Below are 715 nucleotides of genomic sequence, written 5' to 3'. Positions count from 1 at the left end.
CTGCTCGAGCCTATCGGCAACATCCCGCCTGCCGAAGCCGAACACCAATATTATGCTGCCGCAGACAACATCGATATGGCGGCGTGACTCACAACCCAAGGCCTCCGGCAGACCCGGGGCGGTTCAAGATGCAGCGATTGGGCCGCCAGGACGCGGGCATGGAGCACGCAGCTCAACACCGCCTCAAGCAGGTCACTACTGAACTCGACAATCTGTACCAGAACCTACTCGCCGGCATTGCGAGTCCGGTGCTCCGGGCGATGATCGCGGAGCGAGAGGCGGAGAAGGAGCGGCTGGAGGCACAAAGAGTTGCAACAACTACCGGGAAACCGATCGTAGTGTCCCTGCCCCACCGGGTGCTTGTGGACCGGTTCCGCAGCAAGGTTGCGGCACTCCGCCAGTCGCTCGACGACGACGCGATCCGGCCCGAGGCTGCGGCAGTGATGTCGAAGCTCATCGAAAGCGTGACGATCTGCCCCGACGAGCCGGGCGGCCCGGCGGCGGAGGTAGTCGCGAAGGTATCGGACCTGCTGGCCCGGGCCAGAAACGACGACACCGCCCGTGAGGGCGGCGATTGTCGTTGTGGGTTGGTTGCGGGGACAGGATTTGAACCTGTGACCTTCAGGTTATGAGCCTGACGAGCTACCGGGCTGCTCCACCCCGCGACGGTCTGCGGTTGCAGACGTTGGGTGTAGACGACGTTGTGAATGGGTTT

1 tRNA gene is annotated in these 715 nt (G+C 63.4%); it reads right to left on the bottom strand.

Features of this window, described 5'->3' with window-relative positions:
- Nucleotides 1–588: 588 nt before the first annotated feature.
- Nucleotides 589–665, bottom strand: a tRNA-Met gene (locus SPHN_RS18335).
- Nucleotides 666–715 lie beyond the last annotated feature (50 nt).

It is taken from the genome of Sphingomonas faeni (assembly GCF_023195535.1).
GTDB classification, from domain to species: Bacteria; Pseudomonadota; Alphaproteobacteria; order Sphingomonadales; family Sphingomonadaceae; genus Sphingomonas; species Sphingomonas faeni_B.
This window is presented reverse-complemented; position numbering and strand designations above follow the sequence as displayed.